The organism is Mycobacterium sp., from assembly GCF_019247615.1.
Taxonomy (GTDB): Bacteria; Actinomycetota; Actinomycetes; order Mycobacteriales; family Mycobacteriaceae; genus Mycobacterium.
In genome coordinates, this window is sequence record NZ_JAFBAT010000034.1 from 1 (window position 1) to 3,559 (window position 3,559).

2 protein-coding genes, 1 tRNA gene and 1 pseudogene are annotated in these 3,559 nt (G+C 67.5%); 3 read left to right on the plus strand and 1 reads right to left on the minus strand.

Annotated elements, in window-relative coordinates; all coding sequences use genetic code 11:
- Nucleotides 1-3: 3 nt before the first annotated feature.
- Nucleotides 4-89 (minus strand) — tRNA-Leu (locus JO059_RS02335).
- A 125-nt stretch (nucleotides 90-214) separates the two neighbouring features.
- Here JO059_RS02335 and JO059_RS02340 point away from each other — a divergent pair.
- The 3 genes and pseudogenes from JO059_RS02340 to JO059_RS02350 form a co-directional block, all read left to right on the plus strand.
- Nucleotides 215-1,579 carry a M20/M25/M40 family metallo-hydrolase gene (locus tag JO059_RS02340; RefSeq protein WP_293314476.1) on the plus strand — a complete coding sequence of 455 codons (1,365 nt, stop codon included), beginning with the start codon at nucleotides 215-217 and terminating at the stop codon, nucleotides 1,577-1,579.
- A 60-nt stretch (nucleotides 1,580-1,639) separates the two neighbouring features.
- Nucleotides 1,640-2,170, plus strand: coding sequence for a YbhB/YbcL family Raf kinase inhibitor-like protein (locus JO059_RS02345; RefSeq protein ID WP_293314477.1), 531 nt, complete (start codon nucleotides 1,640-1,642; stop codon nucleotides 2,168-2,170).
- A 48-nt stretch (nucleotides 2,171-2,218) separates the two neighbouring features.
- Nucleotides 2,219-3,490: pseudogene (locus JO059_RS02350) on the plus strand (DUF222 domain-containing protein); the annotation flags it as partial.
- Nucleotides 3,491-3,559: the final 69 nt, after the last annotated feature.

Here is a 3,559-nt window from a genome sequence, read left to right on the forward strand (position 1 = left end):
TTGTGTCCGAGGGGGGACTTGAACCCCCACGCCCATTAGTAGGGCACTAGCACCTCAAGCTAGCGCGTCTGCCATTCCGCCACTCGGACAAGACCAAACGAGAGTTGGCAGCTAAGGCTATCGGATAGCCATGCGCGCGCCCAACCCAGCTTGCCGACGATGCGGGCGTTCCCAGCCCGGACACGACGCCCCCGCAGTGGTAGGAAAGGTGGTTGTGACCTCTGAAAGTGGGGCGAGCGGGGCAACCGAACTTCCGGTCAATTCCAGCGACGACGTGGTCGAGGTCGTCAGCCGGTTGATCCGGTTCAATACCACCAACACCGGCGAGCCGGAGACGACGCAGGGCGAGGCCGAGTGTGCTCAGTGGATCGCCGAGCAGCTCCAAGAAGTCGGCTATGCGCCGCAGTACATCGAATCGGGCGCGCCCGGCCGGGGCAATGTGTTCGCTCGCATCGAGGGAGCCGACAGCACGCGCGGCGCCCTCCTGATCCACGGCCATCTCGACGTCGTACCCGCTGAGCCGGCCGATTGGAGTGTGCATCCGTTCTCCGGGGCGGTCAAAGACGGCTTTGTCTGGGGCCGCGGAGCGGTCGACATGAAGGACATGGTCGGGATGATGATCGTGGTGGCCCGGCAGTTGAAGCGGGCCCGCATCGTGCCGCCCCGCGATTTGGTGTTCGCCTTCGTTGCCGACGAAGAACACGGCGGCCATCAGGGAGCACAGTGGTTGGTGCGGAACCGGCCGGACCTGTTCGACGGCGTCACCGAGGCGGTCGGCGAAGTGGGCGGTTTTTCCCTGACCGTCCCGCGCCGGGACGGGGGCGAGCGCCGACTGTATCTGATCGAGACGGCCGAGAAGGGGCTGTCGTGGATGAGGCTGACCGCCCGCGGTCCCGCCGGGCACGGATCGATGGTGCACGATCAGAACGCCGTCACCGCCGTTGCCGAGGCGGTGGCCCGGCTGGGGCGGCACCGATTTCCGCTCATCCTCACCGACACCGTCGCCGACTTCCTGGCCGCGGTCAGCGACGAGACCGGGTTGACGTTCGACACCGAGTCGGCCGACCTGGAGGGCGCGATCGAAAAGCTGGGCCCGATGGCTCGCATGCTGAAGGCCGTGCTGCGCGACACCGCGAACCCGACGATGCTCAAGGCCGGATACAAGGCCAATGTCATCCCGGCCAGCGCGGAAGCGGTGGTGGACTGCCGCATCCTTCCCGGCCGAAGGGCGGCGTTCGAGGCCGAGGTCGACAAGCTGATCGGCCCCGACGTCGATCGCGAATGGATCAGGGACCTGCCGTCATATGAGACCAGCTTCGACGGCGACCTGGTGGACGCCATGAACGCCGCGGTGCTCGCGCTTGACCCGGACGGCCGCACGGTGCCCTACATGCTCTCCGGGGGCACCGACGCGAAGGCCTTCGCGGGCTTGGGTATTCGATGCTTCGGCTTCAGCCCGTTGCGGTTGCCGCCGGACCTGGATTTCGCGGCCCTGTTCCACGGCGTGGACGAGCGCGTACCCGTCGAATCGTTGAGGTTTGGCGTCGACGTGCTAATGCATTTCCTGACACGCTGCTAGTCCGAATACCGAGGCGAGTCCGAAAATTAAAGTCCCACAACAAATCACGAGAGGATCGTCATGAGCTTGTCGCCCGACCCGTACGACGCCCTGCCCAAACTGCCGCTGTTCAGCCTGACCTCGAACTCCATCACCAACGGCCAGCCTCTGGCGACACAACAGGTCAGTGGGATCATGGGCGCCGGTGGTGAGGACGTCAGCCCGCAGCTGAGTTGGTCCGGATTCCCGGAGGAGACCCGCAGCTTCGCGGTCACCGTCTACGACCCGGACGCGCCCACACTGTCCGGGTTCTGGCACTGGGCGGTGGCCAACCTGCCCGCCGACGTGACCGAGCTGCCCGACAATGCGGGTGACGGCAGTGAGCTGCCCGGCGGGGCGCTGACGTTGGTGAACGACGCGGGCATGCGCCGTTATGTCGGCGCCGCGCCGCCTCCAGGCCACGGGCCGCATCGCTACTACGTCGCCGTGCATGCCGTGGATGTCGACAAGCTTGACCTGCCCGAGGACGCCAGTCCCGCCTTCCTGGGGTTCAACCTGTTCCAGCACGCGATCGCGCGGGCCTACATTTACGGCACCTACGAGCAGACGTAGGCCTCGGGTTCTCGAGTTCCCAGCCGGTGACGTGATTCGGCGCCGGTGCTGGCCCTGCTGGAGCGGCTCGAGCGCGAGACGCGTCGGCTCTGCGCCCCCGGCCATGAGCTGATCAATCAGCTCGCCGAACAGGCGGGCCGCAAAGAGCTCGGCGGCCTCCTTCCGCACGTCTTGGCCGACCGGTTACGCGTCACCCGGGCCGAGGCGTCGCGGCGGGTGACCGAGGCCGCCGATCTGGGTCCGCGCCGGGCGCTGACGGGTGAAGTGCTGGCGCCCCGGCTGACCGCGACCTCGGCCGCCCAGCGCGCGGGCAAAATCGACGCCGCGCACGTGACGGTGATCCGGCGGTTCCTCAACCAGCTGCCCGATGCGGTAGACCTCGGCACGCGCGAGTGCGCCGAAGCCCAACTGGCAGGGCTGGCCATCAAGTATCGTCCCGACCACCTCGCCGACCTTGCGCGCCAGCTCGCCGATTACCTCAACCCCGATGGCACCTACACCGACAATGACCGCGCCCGACGACGCGGCCCCACCCTCGGCAGGCAAGGCCCCGATGGCTTGTCCGAGGTGCGCGCCTTGCTGACGCCCGAGGCCCGCGCCACCCTCGAGGCGGTGCTGGCCAAGACCGCTGCACCCGGAATGTGCAAACCCGAAGATGAGACGCCCACAGTGGACGGCCCAGCAGACAAGCTTGCGCGACAACGGGATTCGCGCAGCGCCGCCCAGCGCGACCGCGACGGCCTCAACGCCGCCCTGCGCGCCGTCCTGGCGTCGGGAGAAGTGGGGCAGCACAACGGATTACCAGCGACGATCGTCGTTGTCCACCACGCTCAAGGAGCTGGACTCGGCGGCCGGCCGCGGTCACCGGTGGCGGCACGCGCATGCCGATGTCGGATGTCATCCGGCTGGCCCGCCATGCCCATCACTACCTGGCGATCTTCGAGAACAGCAAGGCGCTTGCGCTGTACCACACCAAGCGCATCGCCTCGGCCGGCCAACGAATAGTCCTCTACGCCGAGGACCGCGGCTGCAGCCGACCCGGCTGCGATGCGCCGCCGTACTGGTGCGAAGTTCACCACGTCGAGGACTGGGCAACCACACACTGCACCGATGTCAACACCCTGACACTAGCCTGCGCGGCAGACCACGCACTGGTCGAACCCGGCGGCTGGACCACCCGAAAACGCAAAGACGGCACCACAGAATGGATTCCCCCGCCCCACCTCGACCACGGCCAGCCGAGGACCAATACATTCCACCACCCGGAAAAAGCTCCTGGCGGGTGGGGACGACGAAGACGACGAAGCCGGGGCGGCGTGATCTAGCCTGGGGGGCGCCCCGGTCTGGCTGCCGCCGACCCGACTGCATCGCTCAGTGAGGCGAACCCGC

What these genes read in the sequence shown, in the direction of transcription:
- JO059_RS02345 (WP_293314477.1), top strand. Translation starts at nt 1,640, where the DNA reads ATGAGCTTGTCGCCCGACCCGTACGACGCCCTGCCCAAACTGCCGCTG.